This is a genomic window from Colwellia sp. MB3u-55 (assembly GCF_014076785.1).
GTDB lineage: Bacteria > Pseudomonadota > Gammaproteobacteria > Enterobacterales > Alteromonadaceae > Colwellia_A.
This window is the reverse complement of the sequence record NZ_JACGUS010000077.1, coordinates 44,574-68,244: the sequence shown is the minus strand read 5'-3', so window position 1 is coordinate 68,244 and position 23,671 is coordinate 44,574. Positions and strand designations below refer to the sequence as shown.

General features: G+C 36.7%; 21 protein-coding genes. 12 read left to right on the top strand and 9 right to left on the bottom strand.

All coding sequences use genetic code 11. From position 1 onward, the window contains the following. Window positions 1-75: 75 nt before the first annotated feature. Window positions 76-2,217 (bottom strand): fatty acid oxidation complex subunit alpha FadJ, encoded by a 2,142-nt coding sequence (fadJ, locus tag H4J66_RS04470; protein ID WP_259369060.1) that lies wholly within the window; start codon window positions 2,215-2,217, stop codon window positions 76-78. A gap of 59 nt (window positions 2,218-2,276) precedes the next feature. Then, window positions 2,277-3,584, bottom strand: a complete 1,308-nt coding sequence (gene fadI, locus H4J66_RS04465) for an acetyl-CoA C-acyltransferase FadI (protein WP_182171123.1) — start codon at window positions 3,582-3,584, stop codon at window positions 2,277-2,279. Between the two features lie 246 nt (window positions 3,585-3,830). Between fadI and H4J66_RS04460 the strand changes: the two genes are divergently transcribed. Genes H4J66_RS04460 through H4J66_RS04425 form a run of 8 tightly spaced genes read left to right on the top strand, consistent with a single transcriptional unit; the run spans window position 3,831 to window position 12,253 of the window. Further along, window positions 3,831-4,796: a MoxR family ATPase gene (locus H4J66_RS04460; RefSeq protein ID WP_182171120.1), complete on the top strand. Its 966-nt coding sequence runs from the start codon at window positions 3,831-3,833 to the stop codon at window positions 4,794-4,796. A gap of 59 nt (window positions 4,797-4,855) precedes the next feature. Then, window positions 4,856-5,884: a DUF58 domain-containing protein gene (locus H4J66_RS04455; protein WP_182171118.1), complete on the top strand. Its 1,029-nt coding sequence runs from the start codon at window positions 4,856-4,858 to the stop codon at window positions 5,882-5,884. Continuing rightward, window positions 5,872-6,381, top strand: a complete 510-nt coding sequence (locus tag H4J66_RS04450) for a DUF4381 domain-containing protein (RefSeq protein WP_182171115.1) — start codon at window positions 5,872-5,874, stop codon at window positions 6,379-6,381. Before H4J66_RS04455 ends, H4J66_RS04450 begins: the two co-directional genes overlap by 13 nt. After that, on the top strand, window positions 6,378-7,376 hold the full coding sequence (locus H4J66_RS04445; RefSeq protein WP_182171112.1) for a VWA domain-containing protein: 999 nt from the start codon (window positions 6,378-6,380) through the stop codon (window positions 7,374-7,376). Before H4J66_RS04450 ends, H4J66_RS04445 begins: the two co-directional genes overlap by 4 nt. Before the next feature lies 1 nt (window position 7,377). Then, window positions 7,378-9,291 carry a VWA domain-containing protein gene (locus H4J66_RS04440; RefSeq protein WP_182171109.1) on the top strand — a complete coding sequence of 638 codons (1,914 nt, stop codon included), beginning with the start codon at window positions 7,378-7,380 and terminating at the stop codon, window positions 9,289-9,291. 5 nt (window positions 9,292-9,296) lie between these two features. Continuing rightward, window positions 9,297-10,973, top strand: coding sequence for a BatD family protein (locus H4J66_RS04435; RefSeq protein WP_182171106.1), 1,677 nt, complete (start codon window positions 9,297-9,299; stop codon window positions 10,971-10,973). Between the two features lie 58 nt (window positions 10,974-11,031). Continuing rightward, window positions 11,032-11,547: a sigma-70 family RNA polymerase sigma factor gene (locus H4J66_RS04430; protein ID WP_310650621.1), complete on the top strand. Its 516-nt coding sequence runs from the start codon at window positions 11,032-11,034 to the stop codon at window positions 11,545-11,547. After that, entirely contained in the window at window positions 11,540-12,253 is a 714-nt protein-coding gene (locus H4J66_RS04425) for a DUF3379 family protein (protein WP_182171100.1), read from the top strand. The genes H4J66_RS04430 and H4J66_RS04425 overlap by 8 nt, the downstream gene beginning before the upstream one ends. A gap of 557 nt (window positions 12,254-12,810) precedes the next feature. Here the strand turns inward: H4J66_RS04425 and putP are convergent. Further along, window positions 12,811-14,304, bottom strand: coding sequence for a sodium/proline symporter PutP (gene putP, locus H4J66_RS04420; protein ID WP_182171097.1), 1,494 nt, complete (start codon window positions 14,302-14,304; stop codon window positions 12,811-12,813). 255 nt (window positions 14,305-14,559) lie between these two features. Here putP and H4J66_RS04415 point away from each other — a divergent pair, with 255 nt between their 5' ends. Beyond that, on the top strand, window positions 14,560-15,786 hold the full coding sequence (locus tag H4J66_RS04415) for an EAL and HDOD domain-containing protein (protein WP_182171094.1): 1,227 nt from the start codon (window positions 14,560-14,562) through the stop codon (window positions 15,784-15,786). A gap of 131 nt (window positions 15,787-15,917) precedes the next feature. Here the strand turns inward: H4J66_RS04415 and H4J66_RS04410 are convergent, their stop codons facing one another. The 4 genes from H4J66_RS04410 to H4J66_RS04395 form a co-directional block, all read right to left on the bottom strand. After that, window positions 15,918-16,727 (bottom strand): DUF2884 family protein, encoded by an 810-nt coding sequence (locus tag H4J66_RS04410; RefSeq protein WP_182171091.1) that lies wholly within the window; start codon window positions 16,725-16,727, stop codon window positions 15,918-15,920. Window positions 16,728-16,892: 165 nt separating this feature from the next. Further along, complete coding sequence (zapE, locus tag H4J66_RS04405; protein WP_259369058.1) at window positions 16,893-17,816, bottom strand: cell division protein ZapE; 924 nt, start codon at window positions 17,814-17,816, stop codon at window positions 16,893-16,895. A 319-nt stretch (window positions 17,817-18,135) separates the two neighbouring features. After that, window positions 18,136-18,342, bottom strand: coding sequence for a cold-shock protein (locus tag H4J66_RS04400; RefSeq protein ID WP_070376065.1), 207 nt, complete (start codon window positions 18,340-18,342; stop codon window positions 18,136-18,138). Window positions 18,343-18,624: 282 nt separating this feature from the next. Further along, window positions 18,625-19,173: an RNA methyltransferase gene (locus tag H4J66_RS04395; protein ID WP_182171088.1), complete on the bottom strand. Its 549-nt coding sequence runs from the start codon at window positions 19,171-19,173 to the stop codon at window positions 18,625-18,627. A 432-nt stretch (window positions 19,174-19,605) separates the two neighbouring features. Between H4J66_RS04395 and lepB the strand changes: the two genes are divergently transcribed. Both lepB and H4J66_RS04385 read left to right on the top strand, forming a co-directional pair. Beyond that, window positions 19,606-20,268: a signal peptidase I gene (lepB, locus tag H4J66_RS04390; RefSeq protein WP_182171085.1), complete on the top strand. Its 663-nt coding sequence runs from the start codon at window positions 19,606-19,608 to the stop codon at window positions 20,266-20,268. A gap of 298 nt (window positions 20,269-20,566) precedes the next feature. After that, entirely contained in the window at window positions 20,567-21,343 is a 777-nt protein-coding gene (locus H4J66_RS04385) for a peptidylprolyl isomerase (RefSeq protein WP_182171082.1), read from the top strand. 10 nt (window positions 21,344-21,353) lie between these two features. Here H4J66_RS04385 and arfB read toward each other — a convergent pair whose 3' ends face one another. After that, window positions 21,354-21,767: an alternative ribosome rescue aminoacyl-tRNA hydrolase ArfB gene (gene arfB, locus H4J66_RS04380; protein WP_070376061.1), complete on the bottom strand. Its 414-nt coding sequence runs from the start codon at window positions 21,765-21,767 to the stop codon at window positions 21,354-21,356. 123 nt (window positions 21,768-21,890) lie between these two features. Continuing rightward, window positions 21,891-22,247 (bottom strand): ribosome hibernation-promoting factor, HPF/YfiA family, encoded by a 357-nt coding sequence (gene hpf, locus H4J66_RS04375; RefSeq protein WP_070376060.1) that lies wholly within the window; start codon window positions 22,245-22,247, stop codon window positions 21,891-21,893. Between the two features lie 313 nt (window positions 22,248-22,560). Between hpf and H4J66_RS04370 the strand changes: the two genes are divergently transcribed. Next, entirely contained in the window at window positions 22,561-23,664 is a 1,104-nt protein-coding gene (locus tag H4J66_RS04370) for a 1-acyl-sn-glycerol-3-phosphate acyltransferase (RefSeq protein WP_182171079.1), read from the top strand. Window positions 23,665-23,671 lie beyond the last annotated feature (7 nt).

Below are 23,671 nucleotides of genomic sequence, written 5' to 3'. Positions count from 1 at the left end.
AGCATAAAAAAAAGAGGCATTAAATTGCCTCTTTTTCGTTAAATTGCCACCGAGGTGGCATAACATTGCCTGTTACTAATAATATTTATTACCGGTTTCAGCCATGGTAATTAATGCCTGACAAGGCTTGAATCGTTCGCCTAGTTCACTGCTCCACAGGTTCAACTTATTAACAATTACTTCTGCACCTAACGTATCGATATAATGGAATGGTCCACCTAAAAATGGTGGGAATCCGATACCGAAGATAGCGCCGATATCACCGTCTCTAGCATTACGAATAATACCTTCATCTAAACACCTAGCAGCTTCATTCAACATCATAAAAACACAGCGCTGGACAAGTTCATCATTTGTTTTTTGATCTTTAATGATGATGTTTAATAATGGATAGACAGATTCATCAACAAGTTTTTTGGTGACTTTTTTACCATTTTTATCTTTATAGAGGTAAAAGCCTTTCTGCACTTTTTTACCTAAACGTTTATCAGCAATAAGTTTATTAAATGCTTCTGGTGCAGCAAATCGCTCGCCTAATTCAGCTTGTAAAATAGGACCAATTTTAGCGCCTATATCAATACCGACTTCATCTAGTAATTGTATCGGTCCGACGGGAAAGCCGAACTTAACCAGTGCTTTATCTAACTTACCAATCGATTCGCCTTCGAGTAATAATAAGGCGGCTTCATTCATATAAGGCGCTAAGATACGATTAACATAGAAACCCGCTTTGTCTTTAACAACTATCGGCGTTTTACCTTGTTTTTTAGCAAAAGCAACTGTCGTTGAAATAGTTTGATCAGAGGTTTTTGAATGTGCAATAATTTCAGCTAACGGCATTTTATCTACCGGAGAAAAATAATGCAGTCCAATGACATTTTCGGGGCGTAAAGCCTTTGCTGCTATTTGTCCGATAGGTAAACTTGAGGTATTACTCGCAAAAATAGTGTCTTCAGCACAAATACTTTCCATGTCATCAACCATTTTTTGCTTTAATGACAAGTCTTCAAAAACAGCTTCTATAACCATATCAACGTTTTTAAAACCGCTATAATCAACACAACCCGTAATTTTAGCCAATTGCTTTTGCATTTCACTTTTCAACATAAAGCGACGTTTAACTTTTTTGTTGAGTATGTCATAACCATATTTCATCGCATGGCTGATACCTTGCGGCGCAATATCTTTAATACGTACATCAACATTCGCTTTAGTTGCACTAACAAAAGCAATACCACCGCCCATTAAGCCACCACCTAAAACACCAATTTGGCTAATTGGCTTAGCATTAACACCTTCGATGCCCTGCTCTTTTTTCATGTCGGTAGTAGCAAAAAATATTTGTCTTAATTGAGCTGATTCTGGTGACATAACAAGTTCACCAAAATGATCAGCTTCAGTTTGGTAACCAATAACCGATGATTTTTCGATACCAATGCGTACACTATCAATAATTTTGAGGGGTGAAGGATAATTGCCTTTGGTTTTAGCTAATACAGATTTAGTCGCCTGATTGAAAATTATTTTACGGCCAACCGCATTACCTTCAAGTGCTTTATCTAAAACACTGATTTTGCGTTGACTCTTTTTAATTTTACTCGCTTTACCTTGCGCCGCTAGCACTAAGTTTTCAGCAGCAGAAATTAAAATACTGTTTGGCACAACATCAACAACCAAGCCCATCTTCAAGGCTTGTTTCGCGCGTAATTGTTTTCCTGTTAGCATCATATCTAATGCTTTTTGAATACCAACCAATTTTGGTAAACGCTGCGTACCACCGCTCCCCGGTAATAAGCCTAACTGTACTTCAGGTAAACCCAAGGCTGTTTTGCCATTATCACTACAAATACGAGCATGACACGCCATAGCAAGTTCAAGTCCGCCGCCTAGGCAAGCACCATTAATAGCAGCAACAACAGGAATTGAGAGGTTTTCAATTTGATCAAAAATCATTTGCCCATTGCGAGAAAGAGCCGTTGCTTCACTCGCACTTTGACAGCTCGCCAGCATATTAATATCTGCGCCAGCAACAAAAGAATCTTTTTTGCCACTGATTAAGACAACACCTTTAATCGTATTGTCATTACGTATTTCTTTTAATACCGTATCAATTTCTTCAGAAAACTCAGCTTTTAAGGTATTCATGGATTCGCCAATCACGTCCATCACTAAATGAGCAATACCATTGTCTTGGCGAATTAATGTAAACGTACTCATATTGTTACTCTCTTGTTTAAGCGCTTCATCGTTTGCTTGAGTGTTATTAGGTGCAGTCATTAGTCAGTCTCCACTATCATTGCAGCGCCTAAACCACCAGCGGCACATGCGGTAGTTAACCCAGTACCTCCACCTCGACGATTTAACTCATTAAGGGTTTGTACAATTAAACGAGTACCTGTTGCTGCAAAAGGATGACCATAAGCTAACGAACCACCCATCACGTTAAATTTAGCCATATCAATATCGCCAATCGCTTTATCTTGACCTAATTGCTCACGGGCAAATTTTGTACTGGCAAACATTTTCATATTAGCAAGCGCTTGTGCTGCAAAGGCTTCATGCATTTCAATTAAATCTAAATCTTTTAATTCCATACCTGCACGCTTAAGTGCTAATGGCGTCGCATAACTTGGCCCCATAAGCATATCTTGCCAAACATCAATGGCAGCAAAAGCATAACTTTTGATATAACCAAGCGGTTTATAACCTAATTCTTTTGCACGCCCTTCACGCATTAAAATAATGGCAGAGGCACCATCTGTTAATGGTGTACTTGTTGCTGCAGTCACTGTGCCGTGTTTTCTATCAAAACAAGGACGTAATTTTTTATAACTGGCAAGTTCTGAGTTCTCACGAATACAGTTATCTTTTTCAATAAAGCTTTTATAAGGTTCACTGTAGGCGGTCATCACCTCACCGGTTAACTTACCTTCTTGCCAACTTTTTGTGGCTAAAGTATGCGAACGGTGCGCTAATTCATCTTGAGCTTCACGAGAGATATTATGGGTTTTTGCCATCTGCTCTGCAGTCTGACCCATCGATATACCCGTAGAGTATTCAGCAACAGCAGGTGGAACAGGCATAATATCTTTTAGGCCCAACTGACGAATAAGTGATATTTTTTGCCCCAAGCTTCTAGCTTTACTCAAATCAAGTAAGATACGTGCAAACTTTTTTGACACGCCAATAGGCGCAACTGATGAAGAATCAGCACCACCAGCGATACCCACATCAACATAACCGGCCATAATAGCTTCTGTTACATTAACCGTTGATTGGAAGCTTGTTGCACAAGCTCTTGAGACACTATAGGCGTCGGTATTTACATTCATGCCAGTACCCAAAACAATTTCGCGGGCAATGTTTGGCGCTTCAGGCATTTGTACCACTTGGCCAAAAACCAATTGATCTATAATAGTAGGGTCAATATCATGCTTTTTTAGCAATTCATTAACGACAATTTTTCCTAAATCTACTGCTGGTACACCATGAAAAGCAGTGGCTTGTTTTGCAAAAGGTGTTCGCAACCCAGCCACTACAGCGATGCGTTCTCCGTTTCGAGTCGTTAAATTCATTTTTGTCATGTTTTACCCTTCCATCGTAATATCTAATTTTATCGTCTTCAAACCAAGAGGTCTGACCACTTATTGATTGCTTTATTCTAACCTCAAATGAAATAAATACAACTCCCAGCTAAAACGTGAGCTATTCATTCAAAAATAAATTGTTAAAAATCATGTCAAATTGTAAAAAATCCTTGTTTTATGGTACCTGAACCTTATATATATACCCTCAGGTTTAACAATAAAAACAAGTAAGTGGTAGTTAGCATGGCAATTGAACATTTTTCATCTTTAAAAGAATACTTATCTCAACAAATTATAGGTCAACACGCCCTTGTTGAAAATTTACTTATTGCATTGCTTGCCAATGGTCACCTAATTGTAGAAGGTCCTCCCGGCTTAGCAAAAACTCGTGCCGTAAATGCATTAGCTGAAGGTATTGAAGCTGATTTTCACCGCGTGCAATTTACCCCTGATTTATTACCTGCTGATTTAACCGGCACAGATATTTATCGCCCTGAAGATGGTACTTTTGTTTTTCAGCCAGGTCCTCTTTTTAGAAATTTAGTACTCGCTGATGAAATCAACCGCGCGCCAGCAAAAGTACAATCCGCTTTATTAGAGGCGATGGCAGAGGGACAAATTACGGTTGGACGCAATACTTATCCTCTTCCTGACTTATTCTTAGTGATGGCAACACAGAATCCTATTGAACAAGAAGGTACTTACCCTCTTCCTGAAGCACAATTGGATCGCTTTTTAATGCACATTGAAATTGATTATCCTGATGCTGTAAGTGAATTAGCTATTTTAAAGCTCAACCGCGGTGAAGCACTTCAACATAACAAAGAAAGTAAAAAACCGGTAAAAGAAATATCGCAAAGTGATATTTTTGCTGCTCGCGACCAAGTGATGGAAATTCATATGGCACCGGCCATTGAAAATTATATTGTTGATTTAATTATGGCGACGCGTACTCCAGAAAAATATGACGACCAATTAAAAAAATGGCTCGCTTATGGCGCAAGTCCCCGAGCAACCATTGCACTTGACCGATGTTCACGTGCTAGAGCTTGGTTACATAACCGTGATTTTGTTAGCCCTGAAGATGTACAAGCCGTATTCCATAATGTATTACGTCACCGCATTTTGCTGACTTACCAAGCTGAAGCTGAAGGTATTAACAGTAATCAACTTCTTGATCACTTACTAAGCTTAGTCGCTGTTGCTTAAATAGCAGCAATTGCTTTAACAACATTAAATAATGAACGATCAATCTTGTAAGTAAATTTATGTGGCTTAATCAAAAAAAAGAAAAAAACCAGCAAGACATTGCAAATCTGCTTAGTAGTGTTTTAAGTAATGGTATTGAATTATCAATCGATGAATTAATTCAATACCAAAACAAAACTAGACTCATTGATCTCGCTGCGCGAAAAAGTCAGCATGGCCAAATGTCAGGTAATTACTTATCTCGTAGTAAAGGGCGAGGTATGGAATTTGACGAAGTGCGTCATTATCAAAATGGTGACGATATACGTGCCATCGATTGGCGGGTAACAGCACGAACAGGTAAAACCCATACTAAAATTTTTCGTGAAGAAGTTGAGCGTCCAGTACTCGTAGTAACCGACCTCAGTAATTCAATGTTGTTTGGTAGTCAGTTTTTATTTAAATCAGTACAAGCTGCACACCTAGCGGCATTAGTGACTTGGCATGCTAAAGGCCGAGGCGATAGAGTCGGCGGTATTGTTTTTAATCAGCATAAACATAGTGAATTAAAACCGCGCAGTCGCAAACAAGGTGTGCTTCATTATTTACACAGTTTAGTAGAAACTCATCAGCATACGTTATCTATCGAACAGCAAAAACACCTAGAACATTTGTCTATTGAGCAGCAGCATGATTCTGCCAATGCTGCTTTTGAAGAGAATTGTGCACGACTAAGACAACTTGCTCGCCCAGGAAGTTTGGTTTATTTAATCACCGATGGTAATTATATTAGCCAAGAAACTATCCGCCACTTATCCCATATCAGTCGTCATTGTGAACTAGTTGTCTGTTTGATAAGTGATCCTCTTGAGCACGACTTACCTAATAGTAAACATAAAATGAACGTTACGGTGACCGATGGAAACTCACGACAGCAATTATTAATTGGTGATGAAAAGGCAACTGAAAATTATCATCAACAAGCCAATGAACGAGTTCAATTGAAAAAAGACTTATTACTGAAAGCCGGCGCTCGAGTATTGCACTTCTCATCAGGTCAAACTTTAGAGCAACAATTAACTGACGGAGTTGCCTCATGGAAGCGTTGAAAAAACCGTCTGAGCAATTAGCTCAATTAAAAGATATTCACTTACCAGAGCAGGTTCATAATTACCCATTCGCTTATGGCTGGTGGATCTTACTTGCGTCTATATTAATAGCGCTCGTTTTCGTTATTGTAAAATGGCAAAGAAGCCGAAAATTATCTCATGCTAAAAAATTAGCATTATCAAAACTTCAAAGCACCGATAATAATGACGAAATAATCACTTTATTAAAATGGGCTGCATTTCAGTACTTTCCACGAAAGGAAATTGCCTCGTTACATGGTGAGCAATTAAAAGATTTTTTCAAGAATACCTTAGCAGTTAAGCATCAAGAAAGATTTCTAACCTTATCTGAACAGCAGTTTAGTCATAAATATCAAATCACTAAAAACTCAGAAAGTGAAACGTTGAAGGAAGCCGCTCATCTTTGGCTCAGTCAAGCGCTTCCACCGCAGTTACAAAAGCAAAATTCGGTAACAAAACATGAGAATCAATCATGATTAATCTACTACTACCTTGGGTATTGTTAGCGCTGCCAATACCCTTATTAATGTATCTATTGCCAGCAAAGAATCAAAACCAAGCGGCAGCATTAAAGATGCCAATATTAATTCAAAATGCCTCTAGTCAAAGTTTTTCAGCTAAAACTAAAAAGTCGCCACGTATTTTGTTTTTACTGATTTGGAGCTTAATTGTTCTATCTGCCAGTCAACCGCAATGGCTCGGTGAGGCAGTAAATGTACCCACCGAAGGGCGCGAAATGATGATAGCTGTTGATCTGTCTGGCAGTATGCAAGTTGAAGACATGCAAATAAATGGCAGCACCGTTAACCGCCTAGATATGTTAAAAGTGTTATTAGGCGAGTTCATTGAACGTCGCACCGGTGATCGTTTAGGTCTTATTCTCTTTGGTGATGATGCCTATATGCAAACACCAATGACCTTTGATAGAAAAACAGTGCAGCAGATGCTTGATGAAGCCGTATTAGGTTTAGTCGGTAAACAAACCGCAATTGGAGATGCTATTGCCTTGGCAGTAAAACGCTTTGATGCAAAAAAACAATCAAATCGTGTGTTATTACTGTTAACTGATGGTCAAAATACGGCGGGTAAAATAACCCCAGAACAAGCATTAGAACTCGCAGTCGCCAAAAATATTACCATTTATTCAGTAGGCATTGGCGCTGATGTAATGATTCAAGATTCAATTTTTGGTAAACGTCGCATTAACCCATCTAGCGAATTAGATGAAGAGTCATTGCAACAATTGGCTAGCGAAACGGGTGGTTATTATTTTCGAGCCCGTGACAGTAAAGATATGAGTGAGATATATCAATTACTCGATGCACTAGAACCGATAGAGCAAGACCAACAACAAATGCGTCCCCTTACGGCATTATTTTATTGGCCATTATCTACAGCATTATTATTATCATTTTTTTATCTAATTTGGGTGAACCTACCCACTATCACATTAAAAGGAGCGAATAATTAAAATGGCTGACTTTCACTTTATTCGTCCTTGGTGGTTATTAGCTATCATCGCCTTATTTTTTGCATTAAAACTCCTCAAAAAATACCGGTTGAGCCAATCTGGCTGGCAACAATTACTTCCAAAACATTTAGCAAGCGTATTGGTTGATAAGCAAGACAGCCTGCAGAAGTTGTCGCTTACTTTCCCTTTTATCATAGGTTTATTAGCAATTGTTGCTTTAGCTGGGCCTACGTGGAAAAAATTGCCACAACCCGTTTATCAAATAGCACGCGGGTCGGTGTTAATCATGGACATGTCGTATTCTATGTATGCTACTGATATTGCGCCTAATCGATTAACAAGATCGCGATACAAAGCGATTGATTTACTCGAACAATTAAATGAAGGTGGAATAGGCTTAATCGCCTATGCCGGTGATGCTTTTACGATTAGCCCTCTAACAGACGACATTAATAACATTAAATTGTTATTACCATCTTTGTCCCCTGAATTAATGCCAGAACTTGGCAGTAACCCTCTAGCGGCGCTAACACTCGCTCACGATATGCTGGTTAATGCTGGTCATAGTAAAGGTGATATATATTGGTTTACTGATGGTATCGATAATTATGATATACAAGACATCACCGATTGGAGTAGAAGCAATAATCATCGATTGAATATTTTAGGCATAGGCACATCAGCTGGAGCACCAATAAAGCTTAATAATGGTGAACTGATGAAAAATAACAGTGGTTCTATTATCGTCCCTAAATTATCAATATCGGCCTTAAAAGGCGCAGCAAAAAGAGGCAGTGGTTATTATGCAACACTTGCTAACAATAATAGTGATATTGAAGCGTTACTTCGACAACCCAGTGATGTTGAAGATCAACAACAAAAAGAATCTTCAAATACGGGTGATCAATGGCAAGAAGCTGGTCCCTATCTATTATTTTTTGTCTTAGCCTTGTTATTACCCTACTTTCGTCGAGGCCGTTTATTAGCGATAGTGCCATTAATATTATTAATGGCACCCGTTGATAAAAGCTATGCGCAAAGCACAACATTACCAAGCACAATAAAACCCAATGCAGTGCTAACAAAAGAATCAGTACCAGATAAACAGGTAACTGATAATTTTTGGAAAAATTTATGGCAAACCAAAGACCAACAAGGACAACAACAGTTCAACAATGAAGCTTTTGAGCAGGCCGCAACTAGTTTTGAGGATTCATTTTGGCAGGGGAGCTCTTATTATCGCTCAGGAAATTACGAGCAAGCATTAAAGGCATTCCAACGCCAAGACACTGCGGAAGCTCTGTATAACCAAGGTAATTCTCTAGCGCAATTAAAACGTATTGATGAAGCAATTAAAGCGTATGAACAAGCGTTATTAAAAGATCCGCAGCATCAAGATGCAAAAGCCAATAAAGCTTACCTTGAAGAGTTAAAAAAACAACAAGAGCAGCAACAAGAAAACCAAGAACAGAACAACGAAGAAAACAACGACAAAAATCAAGAGCAGCAAGAACAAAACAAGCAAGAAAATCAGGGGAAAGATCAAGAACAGAAAGACAGTGAAGATCAAGCTCAGCCAAATGAATCTGAGCAACAAGATGATCAAAAAGAAGCAACTGACAAAGAGCAGACCGAACAAGAAAAGTCTCAGCAAGAACAAAAAGATAAAGCCGAGCAAGAAAGACAAGCTAAAGAAGAGGAAGGTAAAGAAGACGACCCAAGCCAACCCGAGCAAACACCTGCTCAGCTTCGTGCCGCCGAACAATTAGCAGAAGAGACCGAACAAAAACACCAACAATTACTCAACAAAGTAACTGATGATCCCTATATGTTACTGAGAAACAAAATGCAGCTCGAATATCAAAAGCGCCGTAATAGTCGAAGTAGTCGCGCAAAAGGAAAAAAACAATGGTAAAAATAATGACCCAAACAATAATAGCCCTACTAACTATTTTGCTCAGTAATACGCTTTTTACCACTAATGCGCTTGCGGCAACTCAAATTAGTGCAACTATTGATAAAAATCCTATCGTGGTTAATGAGTCCTTTATTTTAAAAATCACCATAGATGACGATGTCGACACCAACGCTTTAAATACCTCCGCGTTATTAAAAGACTTTGTCGTTGGTAGAACATCGGTGAGTTCGCAAACTAGTATGATTAATTTTAAAACAACACAAACGACAACCTGGAGTACTTTGCTAATAGGTAAATCAGCAGGTGATTTTATTATTCCTCCTTTCACCATTGCGGGCATAAACTCTCAAGCCATAAAAGTACAGATATTAGCTGAAAATGATCCGCTTGCTGACAAACAACAAGACATCTTCATTACCACTGAAATATCGACCAAAAAAGTCTATGTTCAACAACAATTAACCTTAACCGTTAAGCTACACTTTGCTGCAGAATTAAAACGTGGCAGCTTAAGCGAACCAACGTTAGAAAGCGCCAGCATTACTCAAATTGGAAAAGATAAAGAAGAAGATACTATTATTAATGGTCGTCGCTATCGAGTTATTGAAAGAACCTATGCAATAAGTCCTAAAAATAGCGGTGAATTTACGTTAAAGTCACCGCTATTTTCTGGCGAAATTTTAGTGCCATCAACGCGAAGAAATAACATGTTTAGCTTTTCAGAAACTAAACCTGTTAGTGTCATTGGCGATGAAATTCAACTATTAGTTCGTCCTATCCCTGAAACATTTCAAGGCACTTGGTTACCGAGTAATTTACTTGCTATTCATCAAGACTGGCAACCTGATTTAGCAACATTCAAAGTAGGCGAGCCTATTACGCGCACCATTACCTTAACTGCAGCAGGTTTATCCGAAGAACAATTGCCACTTTTAGAGATGACAGTGCCCAAAGGCCTGAAAGTCTACCCAGACCAAGCTCAATTACATACAGGCATGAGCAGTGGCCATTTGGTTAGCCAAAAAGTTAGAAATTTTGCCATTGTTGCCAGTAAGCCAGGCGAATATCAACTACCGGAGATAAGTGTTCCTTGGTGGAACACCGTCACTAACCGTTATCAAGTCGCTACAATTGCTGCTCAAAAAATTACAGTTTTACCTAATAGCGAGCTTAACTCAGCTCCAGCTGTCATGAAAAATCAGCAAAACAAAGTACTTATTCCAACGGAAACAATTGTTGTTACTCAGGCATCCTGGCTGCAATGGCTATTTTTAACCTTATGGCTACTTACTGCTTTAGCGTGGTTTATCAGTGCAAAACGCTCTAGACCATTAGCAGTAAAACCAACAAAGATTGATAATAGAAATAATAATCCTTACTTATCTTTATTAGCCGCCTGTAAAAAAAATCAGGGTTTAGAAGTGCTTGCTTTAATATCGCCATGGATAAATACCTTACAAGCAAAAGCAGGTAACAAAATAACATCAACACTTGATGATGCGTTAATCGAGATTAATGATAATAAATTTCAGGACGAAATTGAGTTGTTACAGCAATGTTATTATGGGAAAGAGCAAAAAACTTGGCAAGGAAAGGCCTTAACAAGCTTAATTCAAGCTATTAATAAGCAAGGATTAAAAGCAAATAAAGCTAAGGTTTTAACTCTGAATCCAAGATAAAAATGAAATATATTTTTAAAAGCGAAATAAAATAATGTCAGCTCAGGTCTCTTACAACATGGCAACAAAACAAGTTAGATATGAAGCACTAGTTAAAGCTTTGCATGGCGATTTATTCCGTTATGCTTATTGGCTATGTCACGACAAACATGTGGCTGAAGACTTAGTGCAAGAGACATTTTTACGGGCATGGCGAGCTTTAGATTCATTAAAAGATGAAAAAGCGGCTAAGTCATGGCTGATCACAATTTTACGACGAGAAAATTCTCGTCGTTTCGAACGTAAACGATTTGATATGAGTGAATATGAAGAAGCCACTGTTACCGATACTAAATCAACAAGTAGCGAACAAGAAATTGAAAACTATTGGCTTCGTGAAAAAATAGCACAAATGCCAGAAGAATACCGTGAGCCATTAGTATTACAAATTATTGGTGGATTTTCAGGTGAAGAAATAGCTAAACAGCTCGATTTAAATAAGAATACCGTGATGACAAGGTTGTTTAGAGCGCGTAATCAATTAAAAGAAGCTTTAGATAATACTCCCAAAGTTAGAGGTCAGTACAATGGATGATTTGCAATTTAGACGTCGTATTTATGCAGATCCAAATACACGTGATAAAGATATGCTTGCTGCAATTCATAGTGATCCTGCCAAGCAAAATTTTACACAAGAACTTGAAAGTTTAGACAGTAAACTCTTTCAAGCGTTAAATATTGAAGTACCTGTAGGCTTAAGCGATAAACTTATTTTACGTCAAACCATGGCCAGTCATCAGGAACAAAAACGTAAAAGTCGTGTTCGTTTAGCTTTAGCTGCGTCTGTTGCCTTTGTGATGGGTTTAACGATTAATTTTATGCAGTTTTCTAATGCCTATAACAACCTAGGGGATTACGCGATAGCTCATATTGCCCATGAAGAAGGACATTTTTCTAACACTTCAACTGCAAATGTTAGCTTAGCCTCTCTTAACGATAAAATGGCGACGTTTAATGCCAGTTTTACTGATAGCATAGGCAAATTAATGTTTGCTAATTATTGCCGGTTTGATGGCATGAAAAGCCTACACTTAGTTTTTCAAGGTACAACAAGCATGGTCACTGTTTTTATTGTTCCAAATAATGAAGAGCTTAAATTTACCGCTGATTTTTCAACAGAGAAATTAATAGGAAAATCCCAACACTTTAAAAACAATAATATTATTGTCGTTGCTGACAAAAGTGAATCGCTGACACAGTGGCAAACAGCGATTGATAAAAATATTAGCTGGTCTATTTAAGTCATAAAAATAATATTTTACTGTTAACTTCGTCGTACATGAAACCATGGCGACGAAGTTCTTAATCCCCTCTTATCAAAGCCTAATTCCTTTTGCACTAAAACCATCATCTTAATACCACACCCCCTATACTGAACTCTTTTCAGTATCGAGTACACACCTCTCAAACCACAGAAGCCATAGTCGTCATACTGAACTAGTTTCAGTATCTAGTACTGACCTCAATAAAATAGAGATTAAAATAACATATACATTCATTGCCATCCTTGGCACCACACTATTGCCTCCGTGGATGGAGGTACTTATGATTTGTCAGGAACAAAAATCATGACCGTTCATCCTGAACATATACATTCATTGCCATCCTTAGCACCACGCTATTGCCTCCATGGATGGAGGTACTTATGATTTGTCAGGAACAAAAATCATGACCGTTCATCCTGAACATATACGTTCATTGCCATCCTTGGCACCACGCTATACCGTTCATCCTGAACATAAAAAGCCCGTTATTGAATATCAATAACGGGCTTTATTTGAGAGAGTTTACAATACCATTAATCGATATTGTGCTGCTCTATCATGTCATCAAACATTTTTTCAACAGATTCATCAGGTGCCGCAGTAAAGTTACTCACCACAACAATCGCTATTGTTGAAAGTATAAAGCCAGGAACAATTTCATACATCACTGAACTCAATAGTTCGCCACCGACAGTTATCGGGGCATAAATCCAAATAAGAACGGTTATAGCGCCTGTTAACATTCCTGCTAAAGCGCCTTGTTTGTTCATTTTTTTCCAGTAGAGACTAAAGATAACTAGTGGTCCAAATGCGGCGCCAAATCCTGCCCAAGCATTACTAACCAAACTTAAAATAGAGCTATTTCGGTCATAAGCTAAAGATATCGCAACAATAGCAACTAGAAGTACGGATAAACGGCCAACAAAAACAAGCTGTTTATCAGTAGCGTCTTTATTTAGAAACGCTTGATAAAAGTCACCGGTTAATGAGCTTGATGTCACTAATAATTGAGAAGAAATGGTGCTCATTATTGCAGCTAAAATAGCCGCTAATAAAAAGCCAGAAATGAGAGGGTGAAATAAGACCTGAGAAAATAAAACAAAAATAGTTTCTGGATCGGTTAATTCTGTGCCCGTTTTCGCCACATAAGCAATACCAGCAAAACCAGTTGCCATAGCACCACAAATAGAAACGATCATCCAAGTCATACCAATACGACGAGCAGCAGGTAAATCTTTAACTGACCGAATTGCCATAAAGCGCACGATGATATGTGGCTGGCCAAAATAACCTAAGCCCCAAGCCATCGCTGAAATAATCGCCAGCGCGCTAACACCGTTAAACATATTAAACTTTTCAGCATCAATAGAATGAATTACATCATTCATTGCTTGTACGCCACCAATGTCGCTTATGACCACAAAAGGTACCAGCACAAGTGCTACGAACATAATACACCCTTGCACAAAATCGGTTAAGCTTACGGCTAAAAAACCACCAAACATAGTATAAAGTACAACAACACCTGCGGTAACGTAGAGCCCAACTTCATAATCTAATCCGAAAGAGCTTTCAAACAATTTACCACCAGCAACAATACCTGATGAAGTATAAAGCGTGAAAAAGACAATAATAACAATTGATGAAACTACGCGTAGCAAATGGCGCTTATCATTAAAACGGTTCTCAAAGAAATCAGGTAAAGTTATCGAATCATTTGCTACTTCAGTATAAGTTCTCAAACGAGGCGCAACAATTAAATAATTAAAATAAGCACCAATCACTAAACCTACGGCGATCCAAATACTGCTTAAACCTGTCACATACATAGCACCTGGTATGCCCATTAGCATCCAACCACTCATGTCAGAAGCCCCAGCGGAAAGAGCCGTCACTGAAGGACTTAGATTGCGCCCTCCTAGCATATAACCTGCTGCGTCACTGGTCGATTTTTTAAAGGCATATAAACCTATACCGATCATCACAATAAAATATAAACCTAAAGAAAATAATGTACCAAATGCCAAATTAACCTCCGAAAGTATTATTATATTTTTACTAAGTAAAAAAAATGTTAAAAAATTCTGTTACTAAGCAAAAAATGGATTAAGCTAGTATGACTAGATATTTTGCTATTACTATACTTTTATTTTTTTCAACTATATTAAAGGTATTATCCATGTAATATTTTTATGCCAGCAACTAATATATAAAAATAGTTGATGCTAATTTATCCTTTTTCCAATATATTCAATATAGTTACGAAAATATCAGGAATTTTTATGTATTTTTATGCCGCCAGGCAACCCATTCTAGATAAAGACAAAAATCTTTTTGCCTATGAATTACTATTTAGAGACAGCATTGACAACGTTTTTCCTGATATTGATGGCGATGAAGCCACCACAAAAATGATTGAAGCAAGTAAATTTAACTTAGGTATAGGAGAGTTTACTGGTAATAAGCCCGCCTTTATCAATTTTACCCTTGAAACATTGAGTCTTGGTTACGCAAATATGCTGACCACCGATGAAGTCGTCGTTGAAATTCTTGAAACGGTTAAACCGGGTAAAAAGTTATTAGCTATTTGCAAAGACCTTTATGAACAAGGTTATACATTAGCGCTCGATGATTATGAACATCAAAAAGTATGGATACATTTTTTCCCTTATATCAAAATAATAAAAATAGATTGGAAAATATCCACTATTGAAGAAATTAAAGAAGTTAAACAAGCGATTGCTAATTTCCCTGATATTAAGTTGCTTGCAGAAAAAGTTGAAACTTACGACGAGTATAATCAAGCACTAGAATTAGGCTTTGAACTATTCCAAGGTTTTTTCTTTGCTAAGCCTGAGATGATAAAAACTAAAAGTCTCTCTCCATCACAGATTGCCATGGCTGAGTTACTTTATGAAACATCAAAACCCGAATTAGATTTAATCAGTATTACTTCTGTGTTTGAACGCGATGTAACACTTTCTTATAAACTATTAAGATATGTTAACTCGGCAACATTTCGCAGACGCAATGAAATATCAACAATAAAACAAGCACTTGTAACTCTAGGATCACAAGAATTAAAACGATTTTTAGGTTTGATGTTTGCTATAAATGTTAACCCTGACAAACCTTCAGAGTTAATTAATTCAGCGATGGCTCGTGCTAAATTTTGTGAACTTCTCTCAAAGGATATTAGTGCTCCAATAGATTCATCGATTGCATTCTTAACGGGCTTATTATCATTAATTGATGCCATTTTAGATGAAAAACTTGAAACTGTTTTAGAAAAGTTACCACTTGCACAAGAGATAAAGGACTCTTTACTCACTAAGAAAGGTGTATTGGCTGAATTAATCCAGTTATTAGAGTACATTGAGCATGCACAATGGGATAAAACCATTGTTGTTATGAATAAGTTAGGTATAGAAAAAGAAAAAGTCATTAGAGATTACAACCAAGCACTTTCATGGGCTGACGAGCAGTCACAAATGACCAATGGCAGTTAATTAAGTCAGTGGTTCAATTGACAAAAAACGAGTAACCAAATTGTTTACTCGTTTTTTATTGTCAATAATTAGAGAATAACGCGCCCATGTTATAATCGGCGCTAGAGAAGTTTATCCGTATTTAGTTAACATTACATAAGTTCTTTAGTGTTTTTAGATGAAACAGTAGTGGTTAATAAATTAAAGTCTTTTAACACTATTATTTCGTTAGTTAACCTGTCTTCAAGTGCATCGATGTCGACAACAGATTGACAAAGTACTTTACTACTTTTTTTAATTTGTTCACCACGAGATTCCATTTCGTTTTCCATTTTTTCACCGAAATCCTCCATACGAGATTCAAAAGCGTTCATATCGCCACCAGAGAAAAGCATCTGTTGACCTACCGCTATCATTAAACTACCAATCGAATTTTGCACCGTCTTTTCTATCGCACTTTCAATACGTTGCTCAAAATCTTCGTTGAAAAAGTTTTCTCCTGAAAAACCATCCTCATCAAAATAAATGTCATTATCACTGGTTAAGCCCAGATCAACTTCTTTACGTATTTCTGAAAGTTGACTAGTAATTTCAGCACTCAGCGTATTATCTTGACCTAGTAACTCATTAAACGCTAAGTTAATGCCGTCATTCGCAAGATCGATAGCATCCAATGCAACACTTTTTACTTGTGGAACTGCAGCCCTAATGCCAGACGAATAATCATGAATCAAGGATTGCTGATTATCTGTTAAGTCAACTTGAACACCATTGACATATAATCGTTCATTATCAACAATTTTATAGAGTGGCAGTTTACTTTTAGAGAATTCAATAGCGGTTGGCGTAATTTTAATACCACCAGATATTGTTGCATTGCATGAGTCATTTGTAAAAGATGCGGTGGAAGCGAACGTAGTGCTGCTTGCCAATATAAGTGATGTTGCGATGAGTGTTTTCATATTATGCCCTTCGATTGTTATCGATTAAATAATGCCTAACTTAATATAGACATTACAAAACTAGTGCCAACTAGTAAAACCAATAAAATTCAATAAGATATAATAAATCCATAAAACAAACTAAAAATTAAATACTAATTATTAGTGAAATAAACACATTTTTGGTTAATATGCTAATTGTTGCATTTCAATGAGACGGGATTGGCAGCGAGCAAATTCAAAACTTAATTGCTGTCCTTGATAAAGCTCAATTATATCAACTTCAGTATTAATAATAAGTCGTATATTTCTATCATAAAATTCATCAACAACAGCAATAAAGCGCCGAGCTTCGTCATCTAAATGGCAAAGTTGGCTTAATAATTTACCGTCGCGTTGATAGTCATCTTCTACACCCGATATAACAGACGTTATGCGCTCTCCGTCAAATTGAGGAACTTGGCCAAGCAATACCAGTTTAAAATGATCAGCTAGGCTAATGTAGTCTCGCTGACTTCTAGGGCCTGAACATAGTGCATAAAAATCAAAAAGTATAATAGTGTCTGTTTTCGCTTGAAAAGGGATTTTACGGTGGTTAACAGTTATATTACCTGAAGTACCCACAATGCCCGTAATATCTAAAAACCTTTGTCTAAGCGTTTTGTTATTTAATGGGTAAGTATAATCACGATATGCAATTGCGGTTTCATCATAATGCTCTAAGCGATGATCTGCAGCACCATCAACCGATAACACTTGGCAATAATGATTAATTAAATCGATGGTTGGCAAAAATCTTTCACGCTGTAACCCATTACGATAAAGTTCTTCGGGTCGACAATTAGAGGTAGCGATTAAAATAATATCTTGTTGAAAGAACGCCTGAAATAAGCCAGAAAGCAACATAGCGTCACCAATATCTGAAACATAAAACTCATCAAAACACAGTACTTTGATCTTTTTAGCCCATTGCTTAGCAATAAACGTTAATGGGTCACTTTGTCCTGTACATAAATTTAATTGTTGATGTACTTCTTCAATAAAACGATGAAAATGAATACGTTTTTTAGCAGTAACGGCTAAATTTTGAAAGAAGAGATCCATAAGCATGGTTTTACCACGACCGACTCTCCCATAAAGATAAATACCACGAATAGCAGACGATTTTTCAGTCGTTTAGCAAGCCAAGATTTACGCTCATGTTGATAGATTTGTTCAGAAAGATCATCAAGTTTGGCAACGGCATTAACTTGTGCATAATCGTATTTAAAATTATTCGAAGTAGATAGAGCTTGGTAAGCTGAAAGCATATCTTAAGTTTTAAACGTTGAAACTAAATTTTTCCCACAAAAAAAGGGTGAGACATAAGTCTTACCCTTTTTAGCAATTTATTTGTATGAGGTAACCTAAGTTAGCTCAAGATACAAAATTAAAGAGCTTGAATGTTCTCAGCTTGAGGACCTTTCTGACCTTGAGTTACAGTAAACTGTACTTTTTGGCCTTCAGCTAGAGTTTTAAAACCGTCGCCAGAGATTGCAGAAAAATGTGCGAAAACGTCAGGACCAGATTCTTGCTCGATGAAACCAAAACCTTTAGACTCGTTGAACCATTTTACTGTACCAGTAGTTGTAGACATAATAGTATCCTATTTGTTTAATATAATTAATCTTAATTTTTTTCTAGCAATTAAATAAATTTAATCCGCTAAAACGATGATGCTGAGAGTGTTGCTATGACTTATTAAACAGGACGAGCTACTAACATAACTTCGAAACTTGGTACATAAATATAGGTAGTACTTTCTAGCTGCGTGCATTGTATATCGTTGGCAGAAAGAGTCAAGTTTTTTATCGACTTTATTAATTCTTTTGTTTGTTTTATGAACAAACCGTAAGATTAACACTATCAACAAGCCATTTTACTGTTTCACTTTTACCGTGTTATTTGTATCTCTACTTTTTCGGATAAGTTCATTGTCACCAATAGCTATTGCAGACTTTGCTAAGCGGTCATATAGCAAAACATTTACTGTTGCTGCCAAATTCATACAACCATTCGTTGGAATATATACCACAGCATCAGCTTTATCGATAACAGCCTGACTAATAGTGCCATCTTCAGGGCCAAACACATACATAGCATTTTTAGGATGAATGAAAGCCGGCAATGGCACCGCTCCTTCAATTAAATCAACACATATTAGCCTGCTCCCTTCGGGTAAACTTTCCACCAAAGATTCAACACCAATTAAAGGTATTTTTTTACTGGCACTTTGTGTATCGGTATGAAATTTCGCGGCTCTTGCATACCTAACACCACTGTAGAGTACGCTATCAACTTGATAACATCCTGCTGCGCGCATTACAGCACCAACATTACTTGGGCTTTTAGGATCGGTTAAACCTAATGTTATCTCAGCTGATTCAGCGTTTTTATGTTTTAACGGTACTTTTATCTTTTTAGTCATTAATATAATCGTTTTGGTTAGTTACTTTACAAATACAGCTAAATTCTACAGTAATTTTCCTTAGCGTTAATAAAAAACTCAAGTAAATAATAATTTTTTATTTGTTCTACAGTTAACATTTAATTTATCTGTTCGACCTTAGCGACTTATAGTTTAAGCTCGAAACCTATAGTTTAAGCTCGAAACCTATAGTGATATGAGCACTAAGTAAGTTTCACACTAGTAAGTAAAGTGACCAACTAAATTTATTTTTTAAAAATGATACAAAGCTATTAATAACGTATTATTCATGAGATCTATTCTTATCAAACAGTAAAGTTGTCATAATCCGTTACATTTCATAAGCAACAAATCAAAAAATAATGGTCATAATAAACTAGGGTTTTCTATCAATAACTATACCTGTGTCATCAATATTTAAAAGGAAAGATAATGAAAAATAGTCTCAAAAAACTATGGAAAGAAAATAAGTTATTATTTATTTTTATTGGTTTAATGTTGGTTTTTCGTAGCGCTGTCGCTGACTGGAGTGACGTACCTACTGGTTCGATGAAACCAACAATTGTTGAAGGCGATAGGATTTTTATTAATAAAATGGCTTATGATATTCGCTTACCCTTCACACATATTTCTCTTGTTGCACTTTCTGAACCACAAACCAATGACATCATTATTTTTGATTCAGTGGTATCAGATAAACGTTTAGTAAAACGTGTAATTGGTGTTCCAGGTGATACTGTTACCATGAAAAACAACAAATTAATTATAAACAACCAAGTCATTAGCTACAAAAAAGAATCAACAACAAACTTTCCATCGAACAATTACCACGACAAGGTTGAGACGATAAATGGCCAACCACATTTTATTCGAACCAGTAAGTTGGCTTCACAACTTGATAACTTCAACCAAGTTATCGTGCCTACTGATCAGTATCTAGTTCTAGGCGACAACCGAGATAATAGTGCAGATTCCCGGGTAATTGGCTTAGTGCCAAGGAAGGAAATTGTTGGTAGATCTAGTCAAGTCGCTTTTTCTCTAGATTACAATAATAACTTTTTACCACGCACTAATCGTTTTTTTCATTCACTTTAAATATTTGTCAACTGCTAGTACTTTTGCCTCAGATCTTAAATTACATTAGATAAATTCAGACAACTGTTTTTATTTAAATTTTGATGATACTGGTATTTATTTAACGTATGTCGTTAATAACGATATACGTTATCAGCTCTCACCACTTTTATAGCCTCATTGATATGCTGAAAAAAAACGCTACAACCACAAACTCAAATTTACAGGTAAGAAAAGCTCTTGTTGTTTTAGACTAATACTTTTAGTATCTCTAGCATTGTATTCAACTATTATTATCCCTAATAAACTTAAGGTTACTATGTATAAAAATTCTCCTAAGTCACTCGTACTAGCGGGTGCATTTTCTATTGCGACACTATTATCAGTATCGAGTAATGCAACAATTGTTGAATTTGAAACTTCTCAAGGGAATTTCAAAATTAACTTACACGATCAAACCACGCCTACAACAGTAGAAAATTTTTTAAAGTACATTAATGACGGGGATTTCAACAATACTGTTGTTCATCGTTTAGTGCCTAACTTTATTATGCAAGCGGGAGGCTTTGAATTTAACGGAAACTTTCCATTAACGGCCATTGATGTCGATAGTTCTATAAAAAATGAACCCTTGTATTCAAATGTTAGAGCAACTGTCGCGATGGCTAAAGTAGGAAACAGTCCTAATAGCGCAACCAGTCAGTGGTATATTAATTATAAAGATAATAGCGCTAACTTAGATATACAAAATGGTGGTTTTACGGTGTTTGGTGAAGTTATTGAAGGTATGGATAATATCGATAAAATAGCCCAATTACCCATTTGTCAAAGTATACCAATGCCAGATTATACCGACGAGCAATGTGCTAATAGTAATTTTGTACCTGCAGATGAGAATTTTGTAACCATTCGTGCTGTTACCATTTCAAATAGTTCAACAACAACGGCTGAAAGCCTATCTCCGGTAAAAAATACGCTGATTAATCAGGAGAGCAGTTCAAGTGATAGTAGCGGTGGCGGTGGCGGTAGCTTATCCTACTTTGCATTACTGACATTATCTTTAGTCGGCTTACGACGTAAAATGAAAATATCTTAAACGATATTAACTAGTCAGTGACCTTGCCGCGGAGTGCTTTAACATTACCGCGGTGAGATTTACCCGCTAAACGTCTTTTTTTGGAGTTTTTTGATGGTTTAGTTTCTCTTCGAACCTTTTGAATAACCATTGCTGATTTAATTACTTCAACAACACGCTCAAGTGCAGATTCACGATTTTTCTCTTGTGTTCTATACTGTTGCGCCTTGAGAACTAAAATTCCCTCTTTAGTGATACGTTTATCTTTTAATGCTAATAAACGTTCTTTATAAAAATCAGGTAAAGACGATGCCTTAATATCAAAGCGTAAATGAATCGCTGATGATACTTTATTGACATTTTGTCCTCCCGCCCCTTGTGCACGAATAGCGGTTAACTCGAGTTCATTTTGATCTAACCAGACATTATTTGAAAGGGCCAACATATTTTACTTCTACTACCTTATTTATTCACACGTTAAGTATACCATTCATAATGATAATAATAAGCTAGAAACTAAAACGGGAGCAATAGCTCCCGTAAACATTTAAGTATAACTACTTTGAAATTAGTTCAAATTCATTTCTTGAACTTTCTCATGGGCAATTTCAGGCGTAACTGAAACAGGTTTACTGTGTAAATTTGCTTTTAATTGGCCTTTTCTATGTTTAAGTGCGGCATCAAGCTTTTTGGCTACACTAGCAATCGCGGGAAACATAACATCGTCTTCTGCTGATACAGCAATACGACCACCTTCATAATTTGTTGTTATTTCTGCGCCATATTTTCCATGCTCTTTTGAAAGAATAATGTCTAATGAGATCAGCGTTGGAAAATGGTTAGAAATTTTTAAGAATTTTTCATCGATATGTTCTTTTACACCATCGGTAACATCTACATGGTGACCTGAAAGATTTATTTTCATAGGTATTCCTTTTGTTTATTGCTCTATTTAAGACTTGAGGGTAAAGTCGAAAAACGCAAGGCCTTAGTATGAAAAAAATAGAAATTAATTCATAAAAGAGCTTACACAATTAACTGTAGCAAAAATTATACATTTTATTTGGATTTTGCCTCATTTTTTATATTATTATTAATATTTATCCCTAAGTTAATGAAATTATATTATTTAAAAAAGTAAAGCATAAACAATAGGAGCCTTTTCATTTAAAAAACGGTTATAATATCCGCCAATTTTTAAGTTAATTAATCGCTGTTAAGCAGTAAAGAGACCTTACATGTTTGATGATATTCGCCCTTATCGTGACGATGAGGTTGTAACTGTGATCCGAAAACTGATTAATGACCAAGGGCTACTTTCTTCTATTGCTAGTTTTAAAATGCCTCGACTGTATAAGCTTCTACCCGTAATTTGTCGCTCAATGGTAAAATGGACGTTAAAGTTACGCGTGAGTAAGTTTCATAACATCGAAGACATTCAACGTGAAGTAGCAAAGTACTTGCATCACCTAGTACAAAAAAGTACCGATGGTTTTACTTTTCATGGTTTAGAGAAAATTGATACAAGTAAACCTATGCTGTTTATCAGTAATCATAGAGACATAGTACTTGATGTCGCATTAATTAATTGGGCGTTGTACAACAGCGGCATTAATACCGTTGAGGCAGCAGTCGGCGACAACTTATTGCATCAACCTTGGGTTGCTGACTTAATGCGTATTAACAAAAGCTTCATTGTTAAACGCAGTGAAGAGTCAAAACGTGCCATGCTCAATGCGTCAAAGCAATTATCAGCCTATATTCACCATACAGTTTATGAGCGCCAACAAAACATCTGGATAGCGCAGCGAGAAGGTCGTGCTAAAGACGGCATAGACAAAACCAACTCGGCTTTAATTTCAATGTTATTACTCAACAAAGACAAGCAAACACCGCTTGCAGACTATTTAAGTGAAATTAATATTGTACCTGTTTCAATTTCGTATGAATTTGATCCCTGTGATAGAGATAAAGCCATCGAACTTGCAGAACGAGAAGCAACGGGGTGTTATAAAAAGAAAGAAAACGAAGACTTAAATAGTATTACACAAGGGTTAATGGGGAAAAAAGGGCGTGTTCATGTTGAGTTCTGCCACACTATTCAAGGCGACTATGCCGATAGTAAAGCCGTTGCAAAAGCTATTGATAAAGAAATTATCAGTAACTATAAATTATATGACAGCAACTTAACGGCTTATGCCCAGCTTCACCAGCAAGATGATATTAAGCAAAGCGTGATGAATCAGTTAAATAGCCGGATGTCTGATTTAACTGAACAGCAACAGCATTGGTTATTAACTATGTATGCAAATCCTGTTAGAGCGAAACAAGCAGTAGATTAATGGCTAA

Coding starts and splice junctions, on each gene's coding strand:
- fadJ (WP_259369060.1), bottom strand. CDS start 2,217: ATGAGTACGTTTACATTAATTCGCCAAGACAATGGTATTGCTCATTTA.
- fadI (WP_182171123.1), bottom strand. CDS start 3,584: ATGACAAAAATGAATTTAACGACTCGAAACGGAGAACGCATCGCTGTA.
- H4J66_RS04460 (WP_182171120.1), top strand. CDS start 3,831: ATGGCAATTGAACATTTTTCATCTTTAAAAGAATACTTATCTCAACAA.
- H4J66_RS04455 (WP_182171118.1), top strand. CDS start 4,856: ATGTGGCTTAATCAAAAAAAAGAAAAAAACCAGCAAGACATTGCAAAT.
- H4J66_RS04450 (WP_182171115.1), top strand. CDS start 5,872: ATGGAAGCGTTGAAAAAACCGTCTGAGCAATTAGCTCAATTAAAAGAT.
- H4J66_RS04445 (WP_182171112.1), top strand. CDS start 6,378: ATGATTAATCTACTACTACCTTGGGTATTGTTAGCGCTGCCAATACCC.
- H4J66_RS04440 (WP_182171109.1), top strand. CDS start 7,378: ATGGCTGACTTTCACTTTATTCGTCCTTGGTGGTTATTAGCTATCATC.
- H4J66_RS04435 (WP_182171106.1), top strand. CDS start 9,297: ATGACCCAAACAATAATAGCCCTACTAACTATTTTGCTCAGTAATACG.
- H4J66_RS04430 (WP_310650621.1), top strand. CDS start 11,032: ATGGCAACAAAACAAGTTAGATATGAAGCACTAGTTAAAGCTTTGCAT.
- H4J66_RS04425 (WP_182171100.1), top strand. CDS start 11,540: ATGGATGATTTGCAATTTAGACGTCGTATTTATGCAGATCCAAATACA.
- H4J66_RS04415 (WP_182171094.1), top strand. CDS start 14,560: ATGTATTTTTATGCCGCCAGGCAACCCATTCTAGATAAAGACAAAAAT.
- H4J66_RS04410 (WP_182171091.1), bottom strand. CDS start 16,727: ATGAAAACACTCATCGCAACATCACTTATATTGGCAAGCAGCACTACG.
- zapE (WP_259369058.1), bottom strand. CDS start 17,816: ATGCTTATGGATCTCTTCTTTCAAAATTTAGCCGTTACTGCTAAAAAA.
- H4J66_RS04400 (WP_070376065.1), bottom strand. CDS start 18,342: ATGTCTACAACTACTGGTACAGTAAAATGGTTCAACGAGTCTAAAGGT.
- H4J66_RS04395 (WP_182171088.1), bottom strand. CDS start 19,173: ATGACTAAAAAGATAAAAGTACCGTTAAAACATAAAAACGCTGAATCA.
- lepB (WP_182171085.1), top strand. CDS start 19,606: ATGAAAAATAGTCTCAAAAAACTATGGAAAGAAAATAAGTTATTATTT.
- H4J66_RS04385 (WP_182171082.1), top strand. CDS start 20,567: ATGTATAAAAATTCTCCTAAGTCACTCGTACTAGCGGGTGCATTTTCT.
- arfB (WP_070376061.1), bottom strand. CDS start 21,767: ATGTTGGCCCTTTCAAATAATGTCTGGTTAGATCAAAATGAACTCGAG.
- hpf (WP_070376060.1), bottom strand. CDS start 22,247: ATGAAAATAAATCTTTCAGGTCACCATGTAGATGTTACCGATGGTGTA.
- H4J66_RS04370 (WP_182171079.1), top strand. CDS start 22,561: ATGTTTGATGATATTCGCCCTTATCGTGACGATGAGGTTGTAACTGTG.